This window comes from Rhizomicrobium sp., assembly GCA_037200045.1.
Lineage (GTDB): Bacteria > Pseudomonadota > Alphaproteobacteria > Micropepsales > Micropepsaceae > Rhizomicrobium.
This window is the reverse complement of the sequence record JBBCHM010000002.1, coordinates 1,162,256-1,180,027: the sequence shown is the minus strand read 5'-3', so window position 1 is coordinate 1,180,027 and position 17,772 is coordinate 1,162,256. Positions and strand designations below refer to the sequence as shown.

At 66.9% G+C, this 17,772-nt stretch carries 18 protein-coding genes and 1 pseudogene; 10 read left to right on the top strand and 9 right to left on the bottom strand.

What is annotated here, in order from left to right; translation table 11 throughout:
* Positions 1 to 2: 2 nt before the first annotated feature.
* From xdhA to WDM86_20855, 6 genes are all read left to right on the top strand, one after another.
* Complete coding sequence (xdhA, locus tag WDM86_20880; GenBank protein MEI9992475.1) at positions 3 to 1,436, top strand: xanthine dehydrogenase small subunit; 1,434 nt, start codon at positions 3 to 5, stop codon at positions 1,434 to 1,436.
* Positions 1,429 to 3,720: a xanthine dehydrogenase molybdopterin binding subunit gene (gene xdhB, locus WDM86_20875; GenBank protein ID MEI9992474.1), complete on the top strand. Its 2,292-nt coding sequence runs from the start codon at positions 1,429 to 1,431 to the stop codon at positions 3,718 to 3,720. The genes xdhA and xdhB overlap by 8 nt, the downstream gene beginning before the upstream one ends.
* Positions 3,717 to 4,742: a xanthine dehydrogenase accessory protein XdhC gene (xdhC, locus tag WDM86_20870; GenBank protein ID MEI9992473.1), complete on the top strand. Its 1,026-nt coding sequence runs from the start codon at positions 3,717 to 3,719 to the stop codon at positions 4,740 to 4,742. Before xdhB ends, xdhC begins: the two co-directional genes overlap by 4 nt.
* On the top strand, positions 4,732 to 5,922 hold the full coding sequence (locus WDM86_20865) for a urate hydroxylase PuuD (protein ID MEI9992472.1): 1,191 nt from the start codon (positions 4,732 to 4,734) through the stop codon (positions 5,920 to 5,922). The genes xdhC and WDM86_20865 overlap by 11 nt, the downstream gene beginning before the upstream one ends.
* Positions 5,919 to 6,416, top strand: a complete 498-nt coding sequence (locus WDM86_20860) for an ureidoglycolate lyase (protein ID MEI9992471.1) — start codon at positions 5,919 to 5,921, stop codon at positions 6,414 to 6,416. The genes WDM86_20865 and WDM86_20860 overlap by 4 nt, the downstream gene beginning before the upstream one ends.
* A 685-nt stretch (positions 6,417 to 7,101) precedes the next feature.
* Positions 7,102 to 7,710 (top strand): amidohydrolase family protein, encoded by a 609-nt coding sequence (locus tag WDM86_20855; protein ID MEI9992470.1) that lies wholly within the window; start codon positions 7,102 to 7,104, stop codon positions 7,708 to 7,710.
* Here the strand turns inward: WDM86_20855 and WDM86_20850 are convergent.
* Complete coding sequence (locus WDM86_20850) at positions 7,707 to 7,892, bottom strand: hypothetical protein (protein MEI9992469.1); 186 nt, start codon at positions 7,890 to 7,892, stop codon at positions 7,707 to 7,709. The two genes, WDM86_20855 and WDM86_20850, sit on opposite strands and share 4 nt — an antisense overlap.
* Here WDM86_20850 and WDM86_20845 point away from each other — a divergent pair.
* A complete protein-coding gene (locus tag WDM86_20845; GenBank protein ID MEI9992468.1) occupies positions 7,885 to 8,328 on the top strand; it encodes a hypothetical protein in 444 nt (147 codons plus the stop codon). The genes WDM86_20850 and WDM86_20845 overlap by 8 nt on opposite strands.
* 201 nt (positions 8,329 to 8,529) lie before the next feature.
* On the opposite strand, the gene WDM86_20840 is transcribed toward WDM86_20845, so the two are convergent.
* The 6 genes and pseudogenes from WDM86_20840 to WDM86_20815 all read right to left on the bottom strand — a co-directional run bounded on the left by WDM86_20840 (position 8,530) and on the right by WDM86_20815 (position 12,685).
* Complete coding sequence (locus tag WDM86_20840; protein MEI9992467.1) at positions 8,530 to 9,030, bottom strand: urease accessory UreF family protein; 501 nt, start codon at positions 9,028 to 9,030, stop codon at positions 8,530 to 8,532.
* The gene (locus WDM86_20835; protein MEI9992466.1) at positions 9,008 to 9,481 is read right to left on the bottom strand and encodes an urease accessory protein UreE; all 474 of its coding nucleotides are present in this window, start codon (positions 9,479 to 9,481) and stop codon (positions 9,008 to 9,010) included. The genes WDM86_20840 and WDM86_20835 overlap by 23 nt, the downstream gene beginning before the upstream one ends.
* 2 nt (positions 9,482 to 9,483) lie before the next feature.
* Positions 9,484 to 11,193, bottom strand: a pseudogene (gene ureC / locus WDM86_20830) (urease subunit alpha).
* Complete coding sequence (locus WDM86_20825) at positions 11,193 to 11,498, bottom strand: urease subunit beta (GenBank protein ID MEI9992465.1); 306 nt, start codon at positions 11,496 to 11,498, stop codon at positions 11,193 to 11,195. The pseudogene ureC and the gene WDM86_20825 overlap by 1 nt, the downstream one beginning before the upstream one ends.
* A gap of 4 nt (positions 11,499 to 11,502) precedes the next feature.
* Positions 11,503 to 11,805: an urease subunit gamma gene (locus WDM86_20820; GenBank protein ID MEI9992464.1), complete on the bottom strand. Its 303-nt coding sequence runs from the start codon at positions 11,803 to 11,805 to the stop codon at positions 11,503 to 11,505.
* Between the two features lie 121 nt (positions 11,806 to 11,926).
* Entirely contained in the window at positions 11,927 to 12,685 is a 759-nt protein-coding gene (locus WDM86_20815; GenBank protein MEI9992463.1) for an urease accessory protein UreD, read from the bottom strand.
* 121 nt (positions 12,686 to 12,806) lie between these two features.
* Between WDM86_20815 and add the strand changes: the two genes are divergently transcribed.
* The gene (add, locus tag WDM86_20810; protein ID MEI9992462.1) at positions 12,807 to 13,607 is read left to right on the top strand and encodes an adenosine deaminase; all 801 of its coding nucleotides are present in this window, start codon (positions 12,807 to 12,809) and stop codon (positions 13,605 to 13,607) included.
* Positions 13,604 to 13,828 (top strand): hypothetical protein, encoded by a 225-nt coding sequence (locus WDM86_20805; protein ID MEI9992461.1) that lies wholly within the window; start codon positions 13,604 to 13,606, stop codon positions 13,826 to 13,828. The genes add and WDM86_20805 overlap by 4 nt, the downstream gene beginning before the upstream one ends.
* Before the next feature lie 236 nt (positions 13,829 to 14,064).
* On the opposite strand, the gene WDM86_20800 is transcribed toward WDM86_20805, so the two are convergent.
* A complete protein-coding gene (locus WDM86_20800) occupies positions 14,065 to 15,522 on the bottom strand; it encodes an AMP nucleosidase (protein ID MEI9992460.1) in 1,458 nt (485 codons plus the stop codon).
* Positions 15,522 to 16,730: a phosphopentomutase gene (locus tag WDM86_20795; protein MEI9992459.1), complete on the bottom strand. Its 1,209-nt coding sequence runs from the start codon at positions 16,728 to 16,730 to the stop codon at positions 15,522 to 15,524. The genes WDM86_20800 and WDM86_20795 overlap by 1 nt, the downstream gene beginning before the upstream one ends.
* Positions 16,731 to 16,824: 94 nt before the next feature.
* Here WDM86_20795 and WDM86_20790 point away from each other — a divergent pair, with 94 nt between their 5' ends.
* Entirely contained in the window at positions 16,825 to 17,652 is an 828-nt protein-coding gene (locus WDM86_20790; protein MEI9992458.1) for a purine-nucleoside phosphorylase, read from the top strand.
* Positions 17,653 to 17,772 lie beyond the last annotated feature (120 nt).

The following is a 17,772-nucleotide window of genomic DNA, read 5'->3' as shown; positions in this document are numbered from 1 at the left end:
CGATGCGCGACACGGTCCGCTTCCGGCTCGACGGCACGCTGCACGAGATCCGCAATCCTGATCCGACCGAGACGGTGCTGCGCTGGCTGCGGACTCGCGCGGGCCGCCCCGGCACCAAGGAGGGTTGCGCCGAAGGCGATTGCGGCGCCTGCACCGTCGTGGTGGGCGAGGGCAAGGCGTGGCGCGCGGTCAACGCCTGCATCTTTTTCCTGCCGATGCTCGACGGCAAGACGCTGTTCACGGTCGAGAGCCTGAGCCCGCCCGATGGTCCGCTCCATCCCGTGCAGCAGGCGATGGTCGACACCAACGCCTCGCAATGCGGCTTCTGCACGCCGGGCTTCGTGATGTCGCTCTATGCGCACTATCTCAACGAGGGCGCGTGCGATCCCGCCACGATCCGCGACGTCCTCGCCGGCAATCTCTGCCGCTGCACTGGTTATGGCCCTATCGTCGAGGCGGCGAAGCGGATGAATGAATTCCCGCGCGCCGAAGGGCCGCAATCCGCTCCTCTCCATGACGAGGAAACCCTTGGCGCAGCGCGTCCGGATGGGGGTGCCAAAAGGTTCTTCTTCGCGCCGCGCACGATCTTGGATCTCGCGGTCCTTTATTACCAACATCCGGAGGCCACTCTTTTGGCCGGCGGGACTGATGTCGGGCTTTGGGTCACGAAGAAACTGCAAACGCTGCCGACCTTGATCTCCGTGAACGCGGTGGAAGAGCTTCGCCGGATTGTAGAGACGGAGGACGCTCTCGAAATCGGCGCCGCCGTTACTTACAGCGAAGCCCACGCGCCGCTTGCGCGGCTGCATCCCGACCTTGGCGAGTTGGTCCGCCGCCTCGGCTCCGTCCAGGTCCGCAATGCGGGAACCATCGGCGGCAATATCGCCAATGGCTCGCCTATCGGCGATTCCATGCCGCCGTTGATATCGCTCGGCGCGACGCTGGTCCTGCGGCGGGGCGAGACGCAAAGGCGGATAGCGCTCGAGGATTATTTCCTCGCTTATGGCAAGCAGGATCGCCAGCCGGCGGAATTCATCGAGAAGGTCGTCGTCCCGAAACTTGCGCCGGATGCGGCCTTTCGCGTCTACAAGCTTTCCAAGCGCTTCGACCAGGACATCTCCGCGGTCTGCGGCGCGTTCCTGTTCCGCCGCGACGGCGATGCGATCCGCGAGGCGCGCGTCGCGTTCGGCGGCATGGCGGTGACGCCCAGACGCGCCCGCGTTGCGGAAGCCGAACTTACCGGCAAGCCGTGGAACGAGGCCACGATCCGCGACGCGATGGCCGTTCTCGCCGACGACTTCACGCCGATCGGCGACATGCGCGCCTCGGCCGAATACCGCCAGATCGCCGCACGAAACCTTCTGCTCAGGGCATTCCACGAGATCGACGGCGCGCCGGCGACGCGCGTCCTCGACCTGGAGGCCCTCGATGGGTGAGCGCGCCCGGGCCGGCGCCGCGCGCCATCACGACAGCGCCGAGAAGCATGTCGCCGGCCGCGCCGTCTATATCGACGACATGCCGGAGCCTCCGGGCCTCGTCCACCTCGCCATCGGCCAAAGCACGCGGGCGCATGCCGGGATCGCGTCATTCGATCTTTCCGCGGTGCGCGCGGCGCCCGGCGTGGTCGCGGTGTTCACCGCACGCGATATTCCGGGCAGGAACGATGTCGGGCCCGTGATCCACGACGATCCGATCTTCGCCGAAGGCGAAGCGATGTATGCCGGCCAGTCGCTGTTCGCCGTTGCCGCCGAGACGGTCGAGCTCGCGCGCCGGGCGGCGCGGCTGGCCGGGATCGAATACGAAGACCTGCCGGCGATCCTCGATATCGATGCGGCCCGCGACGCCGGCTCCGAACTGGAACGGCCCCAGCGCATGGCGCTCGGCGACAGCGCGGCGGCGCTTGGCAGGGCGCGCAACCGCCTCTCGGGCCGCATCGTCATCGGCGGACAGGATCACTTCTATCTCGAAGGCCAGGTCGCGCTCGCCGTGCCGCAGGAGGATGGTGACGTCCTCGTCTATTCCTCGACGCAGCATCCTTCCGAGGTGCAGCACCTGATCGCGAACATGCTCGGCGTGCCGAGCAACGCGGTGACGGTCGAGGTCCGTCGCATGGGCGGCGCGTTCGGCGGCAAGGAAACGCAGGCCGCGCTTCCCGCCGCCATCGCCGCGCTCGCCGCGGCGAAATTGCGCCGGCCGGCAAAGCTGTGCCTGGACCGCGACGACGACATGACGCTGACCGGCAAGCGCCACGACTTCCAGATCGCCTACGACGTCGGCTTCGACGACGAGGGCCGCATCCAGGGCATCGAATTCGTGCAGGAGTCGCGCTGCGGCTATTCCACCGACCTGTCGCTCGCCATCGGCGACCGCGCCATGTTCCACGCCGACAACGCCTATTTCCTGAATAACGTCACGATCGAATCGCACCGTTATCGAACCCACACCGTGTCCAACACAGCTTTCCGGGGCTTCGGCGGGCCGCAGGGCATGATGGGCATCGAGCGCGTGATGGACGCCATCGCCTGGAACCTCGGCAAGGATCCGCTCGACGTGCGCAAGGCGAATTTTTACGGCGCCGCCCCGCGCAACGTCACGCCCTATCACCAAACGGTCGAAGACAATATCGCGCCGGACATCGTGGCGGCGCTCGAAGCGAAGGCGAACTACCGCGCGCGTCGCAAGGCGGTGGAGGCGTTCAACGCGGCGAACCGCATCCTGAAGCGCGGGCTGGCGCTGACACCGGTGAAATTCGGTATTTCCTTCACCACCACCCATCTGAACCAGGCGGGCGCGCTGGTGCATGTCTATGCCGACGGCAGCGTTCATCTGAATCACGGCGGCACCGAGATGGGGCAGGGCCTGATGACCAAGGTGGCGCAGATCGTCGCCGGCGAGTTCCGGATCGACGTGGAGCAGGTGAAGATCACCGCGACCACCACCGGCAAGGTGCCCAACACCTCGGCCACCGCGGCGTCCGCCGGCGCCGACCTGAACGGCATGGCGGCGCAGGCCGCCGCGCGCACGATCAAGGATCGGCTGGCCGCCTTCGCCGCCGCCGAATTCGGCTGCAAGCCGGACGAGGTCGTCTTTCGCGACAACCACGTCAGCGCGGGCCCGCGCCGCATGCGCTTCGCCGAGCTGGCCCGCGCGGCGCAGATCGGACGGGTGTCGCTGTCCTCGACCGGCTTTTACAAGACGCCGAAGATTCACTACGACCGCTCGCGCCACCAGGGCCATCCGTTCTACTATTTCGCCTATGGCGCGGCGCTGTCGGAGGTCGCGATCGACACGCTGACGGGTGAGAACCGCGTGCTGCGGGTCGACGTCATCCACGATGTCGGCCGCTCGCTCAATCCCGCCATCGACATCGGCCAGATCGAAGGCGGCTTCGTGCAGGGCATGGGCTGGCTCACCACCGAGGAACTGGTGTTCGACAATAAGGGCCATCTGCGCACACACGCGCCCTCGACTTATAAGATACCGGCCTGCAGCGATCACCCGCCGGTGTTCAACATGGAGCTTTGGCCGCACGATAACCGCGAGGAGACCGTGCACCGCTCCAAGGCCGTTGGCGAGCCGCCGTTGATGCTGGCGCTCTCGGTGTTCTCGGCGCTGACCGACGCGGTCGCGAGCGTCGCCGATCACCGCAAGTTGCCCGATCTCGACGCGCCGGCGACGCCGGAGCGCATCCTGGCCGCCGTCGAGAAGCTGCGCGCATGACGGCATGGTGGCGCCGGGCATCCGAACTGGTCGCACGGGGCGAGGCGGGTGTGCTTGTCACCGTCTGCTGCGTTGCGGGCTCGGCGCCGCGCGAGGCGGGGACCAAGATGCTCGTCTGGGCGGACGGCCAGTCCGGCACGGTCGGCGGCGGCAATCTCGAATTCGTCGTCGTGGACCAGGCGCGCAAGATGCTGGCGGCCGGTGCCGCGCACCGTTTCCAGAGCTATCCGCTCGGTCCGCTGCTTGGACAATGTTGCGGCGGCCGCGTCGGCATGCTGCTCGAACGCGTCGATATCGCCGCGACCGGTTGGCTGGAGGCTATCCGGGCGGCGGAAGACAGTGGCGACGCCTACGCGATCCATTCGGTGCTCGAACCCGGCCGCGTCGAAAAGCGTATCTTCGGCCGCAACGAAGTGAAGGCCTTGCCGGCAGATGCGGTCGTCCTGACGGCCCGCACCGGCGCGCGCATCGATCCCGCCGCGGCGAAGATCGATACCGAAGGACTTTCCATCGTCGAGCACGTCGATCCACGCCCATTGCTCCTGATGTTCGGCGCCGGCCATGTCGGCCGCGCCCTGGCGCCCATCGCCGCCAGCCTGCCGCTGCGCGCGCGCTGGTACGACACGCGGCTGGAATTCGGCGCGGTCGACGGCCCGCTCCAGCCCATCATCGCCGACGATCCCGTGGCGCTGGTGGCCGCCGCGCCCACCGGCGCGCTGCACCTGATCTTCACCCAAAGTCATTCGCTCGATTATGACCTGGCCCGCGCGGTCCTGGCGCGGGGCGATTTCCTCTATTGCGGCCTGATCGGTTCGGCGACCAAGCGGGCGCGGTTCGAGAAGCGGCTGCTCGCCGACGGCATCGCGCGCGCGATGCTGCCGCGCCTTGTCTGCCCCATTGGCAGCATCGGCCTGGTCTCGAAAGATCCCGCCGTGCTCGCCGTGGCGGTTGCCGCCGAGTTGATGCTCACGATAGAAGCCCGCGCCGCCGCGCGCGCATCCAAGGCCGTCCATGTTCGCTGATTTCGTTCCCTGGCTTGAACTGGCGGTGCGCTGGCTGCACATCGTCACCGGCATCGCCTGGATCGGCGCCTCGTTCTATTTCGTCTGGCTCGACGGCAACATCCGCAAGGCGGAGGGCGGCAATCCGCTGGTCGCGGGCGAACTCTGGGCCGTCCATGGCGGCGGCTTCTATCACAATCAGAAATACCTCGTGGCGCCCGAGCATCTGCCGCCCCATCTGCACTGGTTCAAATACGAGGCCTATTTCACCTGGATCAGCGGCTTCCTGCTGCTCGCGGTGATCTATTACATCGGCGCCGACCTCTACCTGATCGATCGCGCCAAGCTGGCGCTCAGCGCGCCCGAGGCGATCGGCATCTCGCTCGCCTTCCTGGCCGGCGGCTGGCTCGTCTATGACGGACTGTGCCGCTCGCCGCTCGGCAGGAGCGGTCTGCTGTTCGGCGCGGTGTGGTTTCTCATTCTCACCGTGGCCGGCTGGGGTCTGACCCGCGTTTTCAGCGACCGCGCCGCCTTCCTGCATGTCGGCGCCATCGTGGGCACCGCGATGGTCGCCAACGTCTTCTTCGTCATCATCCCCAACCAGAAGAAGGTCGTCGCCTCCATGCTGACGGGCGAGACGCCGGATGCGCGGCTCGGCCTTCAGGCAAAACAGCGCTCGCTGCATAACAACTACATGACCCTGCCGGTCCTGCTGGCGATGATCAGCGTCCACTTCCCGATGCTCACCGGCAGCCCGATCAACTGGCTGCTGCTCGCCGCGCTCAGCATCTGCGGCATCATGATCCGCCATTTCTTCAACCTGCGGCACAAGGGCCAGATCAATTACGGCCTCGCCGTCGCCAGCGCCGCCATGTTCGTGTTTACCGCGCTGATCGCCGTCGATGTGCAGCACGGCGCCGGGCAAGCCCCGCCGGCGCAACTGCCCTTCGCGACGGTGCGCGCCATCTTGGACAAGCATTGCATCATGTGCCACGCGGCGCATCCGACCCATGCGGGGATTGCCCTCCCGCCGGCCGGGCTCGACTTCACCCGCGACACGGTTCTGCGTAGCAATGCCTCCCGCGTATTGCTGCAGGCTGTGACGACCAAGACCATGCCGCTCGGCAACGAGACCGGCATGACAGATGCCGAGCGCGCCGCGCTCGGCGCCTGGATCCGCCAGGGGGCGCATATAAGATGACCCGCCTGCTGCATCCTGTGCCGCTGACAACCGAAGCCTTCGCGCCCTTCGGCGACGTGGTGGAAGCCGCGGGTCTATCCCTTTCCATCAACCATGGCGCGACGCAGAAATTCGCCGACCTCGCGCGCATCGCACTGGGCGAGGACGGCCGCGCCGCGGTGCACCTCTATCGCTCGACGCCGCCGGCCTTTCCCTTCGCGCTGGGCGTGATGGAGAACCATCCTTTGGGCAGCCAGATGTTCATGCCGCTGTCGGGTCGGCCCTATCTCGTGGTGGTGGCGCTGGCGGGGCCGTTCGATCCGCTCGCGGTCCGCGCCTTCGTCGCGGGCGCGGGGCAGGGCGTGAACCTCGCGCCGGGCGTCTGGCATCATTTCAATCTCGCGCTCGGCGGCGTCAGCGATTTCCTCGTCATCGACCGGGAAGGCCCGGGCGAGAACTGCGAAGAGATCGCGCTCGACGGTTCGCTCCTGCTCGCCGCGCCGGAGACGACCTGATGGCGCGGCAAGCCTATCGCGCGAGCGTCTTTCATCTGCGGGACGACCCCGGCATCGTGCCGCCGGCCGAAACCTATTTCTCCCGATGGCGCGCTGGTGGTGGAGGACGGTCACGTCGTCCAGGCCGGCCCCTGGGACGCGATCGTTCCGACGCTCGGCGCCGATGTCGTCGTCACGCATTTCGAAAACGCCCTGATCGTTCCAGGCTTCGTCGACGCGCATGTTCATTATCCACAGCTCGACATGATCGCCTCGCCCGGCGGCCAGCTTCTGGACTGGCTCGCGAATTATACCTTTCCGGCCGAGACACGCTTCGCCGACAAGGCGGTGGCCGCCGAAGCGGCCGCGTTCTTCCTCGACCAGCTTCTTGCCAACGGCACGACGACGGCGCTTGTGTTCGCGACGGTGCACAAGGCGTCGGTCGAGGCGCTGTTCGACGCGGCGCTCGTCCGCAACATGCGCCTCGCCGCCGGCAAGGTGCTGATGGACCACAACGTGCCGGCCGATCTCTGCGATACGGCGGAGTCGGGCTATGCCGAAAGCGCCGCGCTGATCCACGCCTATCACGGCAAAGGCCGGCTGAGCTATGCGGTGACGCCGCGCTTCGCGGCGTCGTCGAGCGGGCGCCAGCTCGAACTGTCGGCGCGACTCCTGCGCGAGCACCCGGGCATCCTGTTGCAGACCCATCTGTCCGAGAACGCCGACGAGATCGGGCTGGTCCTGCGTACCTATCCCCGACTGCTCCGACTATCTCGGCGTCTACGAGAAATTCGGCCTGGCGACCGACCGTTCGGTCTTTGCCCATTGCATCCATCTTTCGCCGGACGAGTGGCGGCGGATGGGCGCGCGCCGCTCGACCGTGGCGTTCTGTCCGACCTCGAATCTCTTCCTCGGCAGCGGGTTGTTCGACCTCGCGGCGGCCGAGCGCGAAGATGTCCCTGTCGGGCTCGGCACCGATATCGGCGCCGGCACGTCGCTCTCCCTGCTCCAGACCATGAACGAAGCCTACAAGGTCGGCCAGCTGCGCCGGCAATCGATCGACGCGTTCAAGCTGTTCTATCTGGCGACGCTCGGCGGCGCCAAGGCGTTGAAGATGGACGACAAGATCGGCAATTTCGCGCCCGGCAAGGAGGCGGATTTCGTGGTCGTCGACACCGCCGCGACGCCGCTGCTCAGGCGGCGGATGGGCTACGCAAATTCGCCGGACGAAGCGCTGTTCGTCCTCGCGATGCTGGGCGACGACCGCGCGGTGCGCGAGACATACGTGATGGGGACGCGGGCATACCGCCGCTAGCTCCGCTTCACATCCAGCCCACCGCGCTCGCGAATGAACGTCACCACCGTGTCGAGCCCCTGGCCGGTTTTCAGGTTCGTGAACACGAAAGGCCGCTCGCCGCGCATCTTCTTCGCGTCGCGATCCATCACGGACAGATCGGCGCCGACGTAAGGCGCCAGATCGATCTTGTTGATGATCAAACAGATCCGACCGCGTGATGCCGGGACCGCCTTTGCGCGGGATCTTGTCGCCCGCCGCGACGTCGATGACGTAGAGCGTGATGTCCGCCAGTTCCGGCGAGAAGGTCGCCGCGAGATTGTCGCCGCCGCTCTCGATGAAGATCGCATCGAGGCCGGGGAATTTCGCGCTCATATCGGCGACGGCGGCGAGGTTGATCGAGGCGTCCTCGCGGATCGCGGTATGCGGGCAGCCGCCGGTCTCGACGCCCAGGATGCGCTCGGGCACCAGCGCGCCGGAGCGCGTGAGGAACTCGGCGTCCTCGCGCGTGTAGATGTCGTTGGTGATCGCGGCGATGTTGTAGCGCTCGCGCATCGCCTTGCAGAGCCTGTCCATCAACGCGGTCTTGCCCGAGCCGACCGGCCCGCCGACTCCGATGCGCAATGCGGTGGTCCATGAGCGGAACAGCCTCGTGTACTGGGTTTCGTGGGCGATGGAGGTCCATTCGACGACCGGCGCGGCGGCGCCGACATCGGCGGGGTCGCGGCGCGGCACGGCGCGCGCCGCGGCGATCACTGCCGGCTGCAGCGGCCGCCAGGATGCGCTGGCCCGCCGTCTGGCCGAGCGGCACGAGCCGGATGCCGGCGGAAACGAGGTTGCTCACAACCGAATGGAAGAATGCAACAAGCGTCTGTTCGAGCGCGATGGCCCCGTACGCCGCCGCGATGCCGACGGCGGAGGGATTAGGGCACCCAATCGTCGTCGAGCAGGCGCGCCAGATGGCCGTTCGCCTCGGCGTCGTGCCACGCCGCGCGGAACGCCGCGACGAAAGCCTGGCCCTGCGCGCGATGCTCGCGTTCGAATTCGAGGGGTCGGCACGAAGGCGCGGGCCTCTTCCAAGGCCGACGCCAACCCGGCGCGGTCCGCCCGCCGCACCGCCTCATAGGCCGCCCGCAGCATGGCGCCGTTGACGGGGCCAAACTCATGCGCGAGGCCGGCGTCGATCCAGTCGCGCAAGCTCTCCTCGTCGCGGACGAGGCCCGCTTCCACCGCGTATTCGATGCCGTGCGAATAGCTGAAGGCGCCGACCGGGAAGGACGGCGACAGCCAGCTCATCAGCCGATAGAGCGCGTCCGCCTCAGTGGTCATGGTCGTGGCCATGGTGATGGTGCCCGGTGTTCTCCGCGCTATAGGCGCCGCTCTCTGGCGCGAAGGGCGCGCTGTGGCGATGGACGTGGGCACCGAGGCCCTCGATCATCTCGACCAGCACGTGGTCGTCGCGGATGCGCAACGATCCGTCCTTCAGAACCTGCACCGGAATGTGCCGGTTGCCGATATGCCAGGCGATGCGCGCGGTCTCGGCGACCGAATGGGTATGCACGTCGGCGACCGGCTCATCCGCCGCCACCACCTGGATCACGCCGCCGTCTTCCAGCGCCAGACCTTCGCCATGCTGCAAGGTGCGCGGCTTGTCGAGATCGAGCAGGAAAGCTTCGCCCGCCGTGTCGGTCAACGTGATGCGGCGGCGGTAGCGGTCGTCGAAAGCGAGTTTCACCACGCCCACGCTGTCGTGCCAGGTACCGATGGGAAGAACTTTGATCGCGCGCCGCATGGTCAGAACAGGAAATAGCGCTGCGCCAGCGGCAACACGCTCGCCGGTTCGCAGGTGAGGAGCACGCCATCGGCGCGCACCTCATAGGTTTCGGGATCGACCTCGATATGCGGCGTGGCGCCGTTCAGCACCATGTCGGTCTTCTTCACCATGCGGGTGCCGGAAACGGTCAGCGCCTGGCGTTGCAGCTTCAGCTTCTCCGGCACGCCGGCTTCCAGCGCGGCCTTGGAGACGAAGGTGAAGCTGCTCGCCGCCATCGCGCCGCCGTAACCGGCGAACATCGGGCGGTAATGCACCGGCTGCGGCGTCGGGATCGAGGCGTTGGGATCGCCCATCGCGGCCATGGCGATGGTGCCGGCCTTGAGCACGAGATCCGGCTTCACGCCGAAGAACATCGGTTTCCACAGCACGAGGTCGGCGATCTTGCCCGTGGCGATGGAGCCGACATGCGCCGCGATGCCATGGGTGAGCGCCGGATTGATGGTGTATTTCGCGATGTAGCGCTTCACGCGCAGATTGTCGTTGTCGCCGACCTCTTCGGGCAGGCGGCCGCGCTGTTTCTTCATCTTGTCGGCGGTCTGCCAGGTTCGGATCAGCACCTCGCCGACGCGGCCCATCGCCTGGCTGTCCGACGAGATCATCGAGAACGCGCCGATGTCGTGCAGGATGTCCTCCGCCGCGATGGTCTCCTTGCGGATACGGCTTTCGGCGAAGGCGACGTCCTCCGGGATGCGCTTGTCGAGATGATGGCAGACCATCAGCATGTCGAGATGCTCGTCGATCGTGTTCACCGTGTAGGGCCGGGTCGGATTGGTGCTCGACGGCAGCACGTTCATTTCGCCCGCGAGCTTGATGACGTCCGGCGCATGGCCGCCGCCGGCGCCCTCGGTGTGGAAAGCATGGATCGTCCGGCCCTTGAACGCCGCGATGGTGTCGGCGACGAAGCCGCTCTCGTTCAGTGTGTCGGTGTGGATCGCCACGGCAATGTCGAAACGGTCCGCCACGCTCAGGCAATTGTCGATGGCCGCCGGCGTGGTGCCCCAATCCTCGTGAAGTTTCAGCCCGCAGGCGCCGGCCGCGATCTGTTCCTCGAGCCCTTCCGGCAGCGCCGCATTGCCCCTTGCCGAAGAAGCCGATATTCACCGGCAAGCCGTCGGCCGCCTGCAGCATGCGCGCGAGATGCCATGGCCCCGGCGTGCAGGTCGTGGGTTGGTGCCCTCGGCCGGCCCGGTGCCGCCGCCGAGCATGGTGGTGACGCCGGAGGCGATGGCGTCTTCGGTCTGCTGCGGACTGATCCAGTGGATATGGCTGTCGATGCCGCCGGCGGTGAGGATGCGCCCCTCGCCGGCGATGATCTCGGTGCCCGGGCCGATGATGATGTCCACGCCCGGCTGAACGTCGGGATTGCCGGCCTTGCCGATGCCGAAGATGCGGCCGTCGCGCAGGCCGACATCGGCCTTCACGATGCCCCAGTGGTCGACGATCAGCGCGTTGGTGATCACGGTATCGACGGCGCCGCCGGCGCGGCTCACCTGGCTCTGGCCCATGCCGTCGCGGATCACCTTGCCGCCGCCGAATTTCACTTCCTCGCCATGGATCGTCCTGTCGTCCTCGACCTCGATGATGAGATCCGTGTCGGCGAGCCTTACACGGTCGCCCTTGGTCGGCCCGTAGATGCGGGCATAGGCCGCGCGGTCGATGGTGAAGGCCATCAGAGCTTTCCTCCGACGCGACCCTTGAAGCCGTGCACGATGCGCGCACCGGCATAGGGAACGAGCGTGACCTCGCGCTCCTGGCCCGGCTCGAAGCGCACCGCGGTTCCGGCCGGCACGTCGAGCCGCCAGCCGCGCGTCTTCTCGCGCTCGAACACCAGCGCATCGTTCACTTCGAAGAAGTGATAGTGCGAGCCGACCTGCACCGGCCGGTCGCCGCTGTTCGCCACCGTGATCGTCAGCGTCGGGCGGCCCTCGTTGAGGACGATGCTGCCGGAAGCGGGAAAGACTTCGCCGGGGATCATGGCGTCACCGGATCGGATTGTGGACGGTGACGAGCTTGACGCCGTCGGGGAAGGTCGCCTCGACCTGCACCTCGTCGATCATCTCGGCGACGCCGTCCATGACATCGGCGCGCGTCAGCACGGTCGCGCCCTCCTGCATCAGCGCCGCCACGCTCTTGCCGTCGCGCGCGCCCTCCACGACGTGGTCGGTGATCAGCGCGATCGCCTCGGGATAGTTGAGCTTGACCTTCCGCTCCCGCCGGCGGCGCGCCACCATCGCGGCCATCGCGATCAACAGCTTGTCCTTCTCGCGCGGCGTCAGATGCATCAGATGCTCCAGAGGCGCGGCAGGGTGGGCGGCAATCCGCCGGCTTGCGCGCGCAGCGTTTTCCAGATTTTCGCGAAGGCGTCGCGCAGGGCAAGCGCATTGGCGCCGAGAAGCCTGACGATCAGCAGGCGCGGAACGAGGTGGCGCCGATGCGCAAGCCATTGCCGGCCGCCGCCAGGTCGCGCACCGTCTGCAAATGTCCGGCCGCGTCGTCGCCCGCATAGATCAGCGAACCATAGGCCGCCGCGCCGCCGAAGGTCGCCTTGCGGCTCAGCAGCGTTTCGATGTCGCCGTCGAGATGCAGGGCATCCTTCCATCTGAGGCGTCCGTCACGCCCGCGAAACTCCCACACATCGTGCACCAGGCCGCGCGTCAGCGTCTCGCCCCGCGCGGCGCGGCCGAAGACGAGGATGCCGCCGGTCAGGCAGCGTGCCCCGTCGTCCAGATGGAGCTGCGTACGGCGGCGCAGTCGCGCGCCGTCGAACAGGATCGTTTCCTGCGGCAGATATTCGAGCCAGGCGCCGCGCCCCGCGTGAAGCTCCGTCTCGACGATGCAGTCGGCGCCGAGCGAGCGATAGACCTTCTCCGCCGCCTGGCCGATCACCAGGGCGCGCGCGGCGTCGCCGAGCCGTATCGCCATGTCCAGCCGGTCGCCGCCGACGAGGCCGCCGGAGACGCAGGCGATGGCCGCCAGAAAGATGTCGCCACGCTCGGCCAGCGGGAACAGGACCCGCAGCGGCTGCGCCTGGTAGAGATCGGCGAGCGCCGTGGCGCCGTCCGGCATGCGCTTCAGTTCGAGACGGACCTCGCCGCCGCGTCGCGGCGCCGGCGCCTTCGTCCACGGGCCGTAGGCGACGTTGGTTGTTTCGCTCGCGCGCATCGTCGCGACGGTAGTGGAGGGCGCCCGGCCTTACAACGCCGCGGCGTGCCGAAGAATCGGCCAGACTGGCGGAAGTTTGCGCACCTCTCGACAAGAGCGTTTCCGCGCCTTAACAGACCCGATGACAGACCCGAGCCGCTTCATCGCCGGCCTGCCGAAGGCCGAGCTCCACCTGCATCTCGAAGGCAGCCTGGAACCGGAACTGATGTTCGCAGCGGCCGGCCGCAACCATGTCGCCATTCCGTTCAAGAGCGTCGAGGAGGTGCGGGCCGCCTACAGCTTCTCGAACCTGCAGGACTTCCTCGACATCTATTACCAGGGCGCCGCTGTGCTGCGCACCGAGGAGGATTTCTTCGACCTCACCGCCGCCTATCTCGCCCGGGTCGCGGCCGACGGGGCGCGGCATGTGGAAGTGTTCTTCGATCCGCAAACGCACACCGCGCGCGGGATTCCCTTCGGCCGTCGTCGCCGACGGCATGCTGCGCGCGCTGAAGCAGGCGAAACCGAACGCGGCATCACCTCCAAGCTCATCCTGTGCTTCCTGCGTCATCTCGACGAGGACGACGCTCTGGCGACGCTGAAGAGCGCCGAACCTTATCTCGACCGCATCGCAGGCGTGGGTCTCGACTCGTCCGAACTCGGCCATCCGCCGTCGAAATTCGTCCATGTTTTCGATGCGGCGCGCGAGCGCGGCCTGAAACGCGTCGCGCATGCGGGCGAGGAGGGTCCGCCCGAATATGTCTACGAAGCGCTGGACATCCTGCATGTCGACCGGCTCGACCACGGCAACCGTTCGCTCGAGGACCCGGCGCTGGTGACGCGGCTGGCGCGCGAGCACATGACGCTGACGGTGTGTCCGCTGTCGAATCTCAAGCTCTGCGTCGTGAAGGACATGAAGCAGCATCCTTTGAAGAGATGTTGAACGCCGGCCTGCGCGCGACGGTGAACTCCGACGATCCGGCCTATTTCGGCGGCTATCTCAACGACAACTACAACGCGGTGGCCGAGGCATTGGCGCTGACGCGCGACGATCTCGTCACGCTGGCGAAGAACAGCTTCCTGGGCTCGTTCCTGAACGCGGGCGAAAAAGCCAAGCACATCGCCGCGATCGACGCCTATGCGGCGACGCAGCCTTCGGCTTGAATGCAGTTGTCGGGATATGTGGGATTTGGTGCGTGGACCGACTCGGTTCAAGGGGTGCGCGGAAATAAATCCGTAGACGGAGTTATCCGACAGCCGGTTCACGCGGAGGCGCGGAGAACGCGGAGATTTTGAGATTGCCGCGAGGATAAGTTTTGCGCCGCGCCGCAGCGAACGATATTTTGTTTCGCGAAAATATTTCTGCTGGGAGCTTACCCTCCCTCAAGGGGAGGGTAGGTCTATCGAAACGCCGGTTCGGTGAAGCTGCGCAGCTTGCGCGAGTGCAGCGTGCCGGCGCGGGCTTCCTCGCGCATGTATTCCAGTGCCTTGATGCCGATCTGCAGATGTTGGCCGACGCGCTCTTCGTAGAAGGCGTCCGCCATGCCGGGCAGCTTGATCTCGCCGTGCAGCGGCCGGTCCGAAACGCACAGCAGCGTCCCGTACGGCACGCGGAAGCGGTAGCCGTTGGCGGCGATGGTCGCCGATTCCATGTCGATGGCGATGGCGCGGCTCTGGTTGAAGCGCATGGCGAGCTCGGCGAAGCGCAGCTCCCAATTGCGGTCGTCGGTCGTCACCACGGTGCCGGTGCGCAGGCGTTCCTTCAGCACCTTGCCGGCCAGTCCCGTCACCGCCGTCACCGCGCGGGCGAGCGCCAGTTGCACCTCCGCGATGGTCGGCACCGGAATGGCGAGCGGCAGCGCGCCGTCGAGCACATGATCGTCGCGCAGATAGGCGTTGGCGAGCACATAGTCGCCGAGGCGCTGGCTGGCGCGCAGCCCGCCGCAATGGCCGACCATCAGCCACACATGCGGCCGCAGCACCGCGAGGTGATCGGTCACCGTCTTGGCGTTCGACGGGCCGACGCCGATATTGATCAGCGTGATGCCTTCGCCGTTCGGCTGCACCAGGTGATAGGCGGGCATTTGCGGCATCTTGGCGAGCGGCGGCGCGGTCGGCTCCTTGCCCTTCTCGGTGACGCGCATGCCCGGCTCGATGAAGCGCAACGCGCGGCCCGCCTCGATCTCGGCCAGCCCATAGCCGACGAACTCGTCGATATAGCGCTGGTAGTTGGTGAACAGCACGAAGCTCTGGAAGCTTTCCGGGCTCGTGCCGGTGTAGTGGCGCAGCCGGTGCAGCGAATAGTCGACGCGCTCGGCCGGGAACAGCGACAGCGGCCCGTCCTCGACCCCGTCCCAGCGGCCGCCGTCGACGATGGTGTCGTGCGCCGCGTCGAGCCGGGGCAGGGGGAAGTGCTGCGCCAGCTCGGCGCGCTCATCGGCCGACATCGCGGCCGCGGCGCGCTCCACCGCGAAGGTCAGCGGGATCCTGGTGCGGCTCTTGCCGACGAACATCTCCGCCTTGCAGTTCTGCGTCAGCAGCGTGATCTGCTCGGTGAGATAGCCCTTGAACAGGCGCGGCGCGGTGATCGTGGTACCGTAGAAGCCGGGCTTGGGCACCTTGCCGAAGGCCAGCGGCGTGGAGCGCGGCACCTGCTCCACCTCGATCCCGAGATAGGGATAGACCGGATGTTTGAGCGGCTTGCGGTCGCCCTTGGCGAAGGCCTCGAAATTCTTCTCGATCTGCGCGATGGCCGCGTCGTAGAGCTCGATCAGCCGCTCGACCACTTCCTCGACGCTGCGGCAGCGCCGGGGCTCGGTGCCGGGAAAATTTCCGAATTTCGGTCCGTCGGCCGCCATCAGAGGAACGAGGTCCCCACGTTGAGCGGCGCGATGCCGAGATGGGCGGCGCAGGACTGGCCGATATCGGCGAAGGTGCTGCGTTCGCCGATCGGTCCCGGCGTCACGCCCGGTCCGAAGGCGATGACGGGCACGAATTCGCGGGTGTGGTCGGTCCCCGGCCAGGTCGGGTCGCAGCCGTGATCGGCGGAGAACACCACGAGATCGTCCTGGCGCAGCGCCGCCGTCAGTTCGGGAATGCGCGCGTCGAACGCCTCGAGCGCGCCGGCATAGCCCGCGACGTCGCGGCGGTGGCCGAACAGCGTGTCGAAGTCGACGAAATTGGCGAAGATGATCGCGTCCTTGGGGCCGGTTCTCACCTCGTCCATCATCCGGTCGAACACTTCGTCATTGCCGAACGCCTTGACATATTTGGTGATGCCCTTCGCGGCGAAGATGTCGGAGATCTTGCCGATGCCGACGACTTGCCGTCCCGTCGCCGCGTAGCGGTCGAGCAGGGTCGGCGCGGTGGGCGGCATGGCATAGTCGTGGCGGTTGCCGGTGCGCTTGAACGCGCCGGGCTTCTCGCCGACGAAGGGCCGCGCGATGACGCGGCCGATATTGTAGGCGTCGACCAGCTTGCGCGCGATGTGGCAGCATTCGTAGAGCCGCTCGAGCCCGAAATGCGTTTCGTGCGCCGCGATCTGATAGACCGAATCGGCGCTGGTATAGACGATCGGCTTGCCGGTCGCGATGTGCTCCTCGCCGAGCCGGTCGATGATCTCGGTGCCCGAGGCGTGACAATCGCCGAGGATCCCGGGCACGCCGGTCCGCGCGATGAAGTCCTTCGTCAGCTTGGCGGGAAAGGTCGGGACGGTGCGGGGGAAGAAGCCCCAATCGTATTCGACCGGCAGGCCCATCATCTCCCAATGGCCGCTCGGCGTGTCCTTGCCGCGGCCGAGTTCGGCGGCATAGCCATAGCGGCCGACGATCCGGCCCGGCGCCGGCATCGTCACGTCCGGATCGGCACCCTTCGCCGCCTCGCCGAGGCCGAGGCCGAGGAAATTCGGGATGTCGAGCGGACCGCTCTTGCCCGACGGCCGCTTCAGGCCCTCGACGCAGGCCTTGGCGATATGCCCGAAGGTGTTGGCGCCCGCGTCGCCGAAGCGCGCCGCGTCGGGCGCGGAACCGAGGCCGAAGGAATCCAGAACGCCGACGATCGCGCGCAAATCGAATGGTCCGTCTCTTTGCGCCAGCGTACAGATTGTTGCCGCGCACGGAAATATATAGTTGGTCCGGGCGGCATAGCCGATGGAGAGAAGCATGGCAAAGGCGGACGAGATCGAGCGCGGCACCGCCGCCATCCGGGCCGCCCTGACCGGCTCGTTCCCGAAGACGGCGCTGATCCTGGGCAGCGGCCTCGGACCGCTGGCGGAAAAGATCGCGGACGCGACCGACATTCCCTATGGCGACATTCCGGGTTTTCCGGTGCCGACCGTCGCCGGCCACCAGGGCCGCTTGCGGGTCGGAACGCTGGCCGGTCATCCCGTCGCCTGCATGCAGGGCAGGCTGCACGCTTACGAAGGCCATCCGGCGCAGGCCATCGCGGTGCCGATCCGCATCCTGCGGCGCCTGGGCGTGGAGCGGCTGATTCTCACCAATGCTTCGGGCGGCCTCAAGCCGCATCTGCCCGCCGGCACGCTGATGCTGGTGGAGGACCACATCAACTTCTCCGGCCAGAACCCGCTGATCGGGCCGAACGACGAGAGCTTCGGCCCGAGGTTTCCGGATCTGTCGCATGCTTACGATCCGGGCCTGCGCGCGCGGTTCGAAGCGGCGGCGCGCAAGACCGGCGTGGAACTCGCGCGCGGCGTCTATGTCTATGTCCTTGGACCCAGTTTCGAAACGCCGGCGGAAATCCGCATGTTCGCGGCGCTGGGCGCCGACGCGGTCGGCATGTCGACGGTTCCTGAATGCATCGCGGCGGTTCATTGCGGCATGCGGGTCGCCGCGCTTTCGGTGATCACGAATCTCGCCGCCGGTCTCAGCGCCGCGCCGCTGACACATCAAGAAACCTTGAGCGAAGCCGCCAAGGCCTATGACCGGGTGGAGAAACTTTTCCTGTGCTTTTTCGCCGCGCCATCGGAATAGGCAACCGGCCTGATTTTTTTTGACGAGATTTAGAAAAATTTCTCAAACGCGCTCTCGATTGCATTTCAATTGCGCAACGCGGGCAAATCAGTTGCACAACGCGTGCAAAATTTCGGCAGG

Coding starts and splice junctions, on each gene's coding strand:
- WDM86_20860 (MEI9992471.1), top strand. CDS start 5,919: ATGACCCGCCTGCTGCATCCTGTGCCGCTGACAACCGAAGCCTTCGCG.
- WDM86_20800 (MEI9992460.1), bottom strand. CDS start 15,522: ATGGCGGCCGACGGACCGAAATTCGGAAATTTTCCCGGCACCGAGCCC.
- add (MEI9992462.1), top strand. CDS start 12,807: ATGACAGACCCGAGCCGCTTCATCGCCGGCCTGCCGAAGGCCGAGCTC.
- WDM86_20845 (MEI9992468.1), top strand. CDS start 7,885: ATGATCAAACAGATCCGACCGCGTGATGCCGGGACCGCCTTTGCGCGG.
- xdhA (MEI9992475.1), top strand. CDS start 3: ATGCGCGACACGGTCCGCTTCCGGCTCGACGGCACGCTGCACGAGATC.
- xdhC (MEI9992473.1), top strand. CDS start 3,717: ATGACGGCATGGTGGCGCCGGGCATCCGAACTGGTCGCACGGGGCGAG.
- WDM86_20790 (MEI9992458.1), top strand. CDS start 16,825: ATGGCAAAGGCGGACGAGATCGAGCGCGGCACCGCCGCCATCCGGGCC.
- WDM86_20840 (MEI9992467.1), bottom strand. CDS start 9,030: ATGGCCACGACCATGACCACTGAGGCGGACGCGCTCTATCGGCTGATG.
- WDM86_20815 (MEI9992463.1), bottom strand. CDS start 12,685: ATGCGCGCGAGCGAAACAACCAACGTCGCCTACGGCCCGTGGACGAAG.
- WDM86_20825 (MEI9992465.1), bottom strand. CDS start 11,498: ATGATCCCCGGCGAAGTCTTTCCCGCTTCCGGCAGCATCGTCCTCAAC.
- WDM86_20865 (MEI9992472.1), top strand. CDS start 4,732: ATGTTCGCTGATTTCGTTCCCTGGCTTGAACTGGCGGTGCGCTGGCTG.
- xdhB (MEI9992474.1), top strand. CDS start 1,429: ATGGGTGAGCGCGCCCGGGCCGGCGCCGCGCGCCATCACGACAGCGCC.
- WDM86_20835 (MEI9992466.1), bottom strand. CDS start 9,481: ATGCGGCGCGCGATCAAAGTTCTTCCCATCGGTACCTGGCACGACAGC.
- WDM86_20820 (MEI9992464.1), bottom strand. CDS start 11,805: ATGCATCTGACGCCGCGCGAGAAGGACAAGCTGTTGATCGCGATGGCC.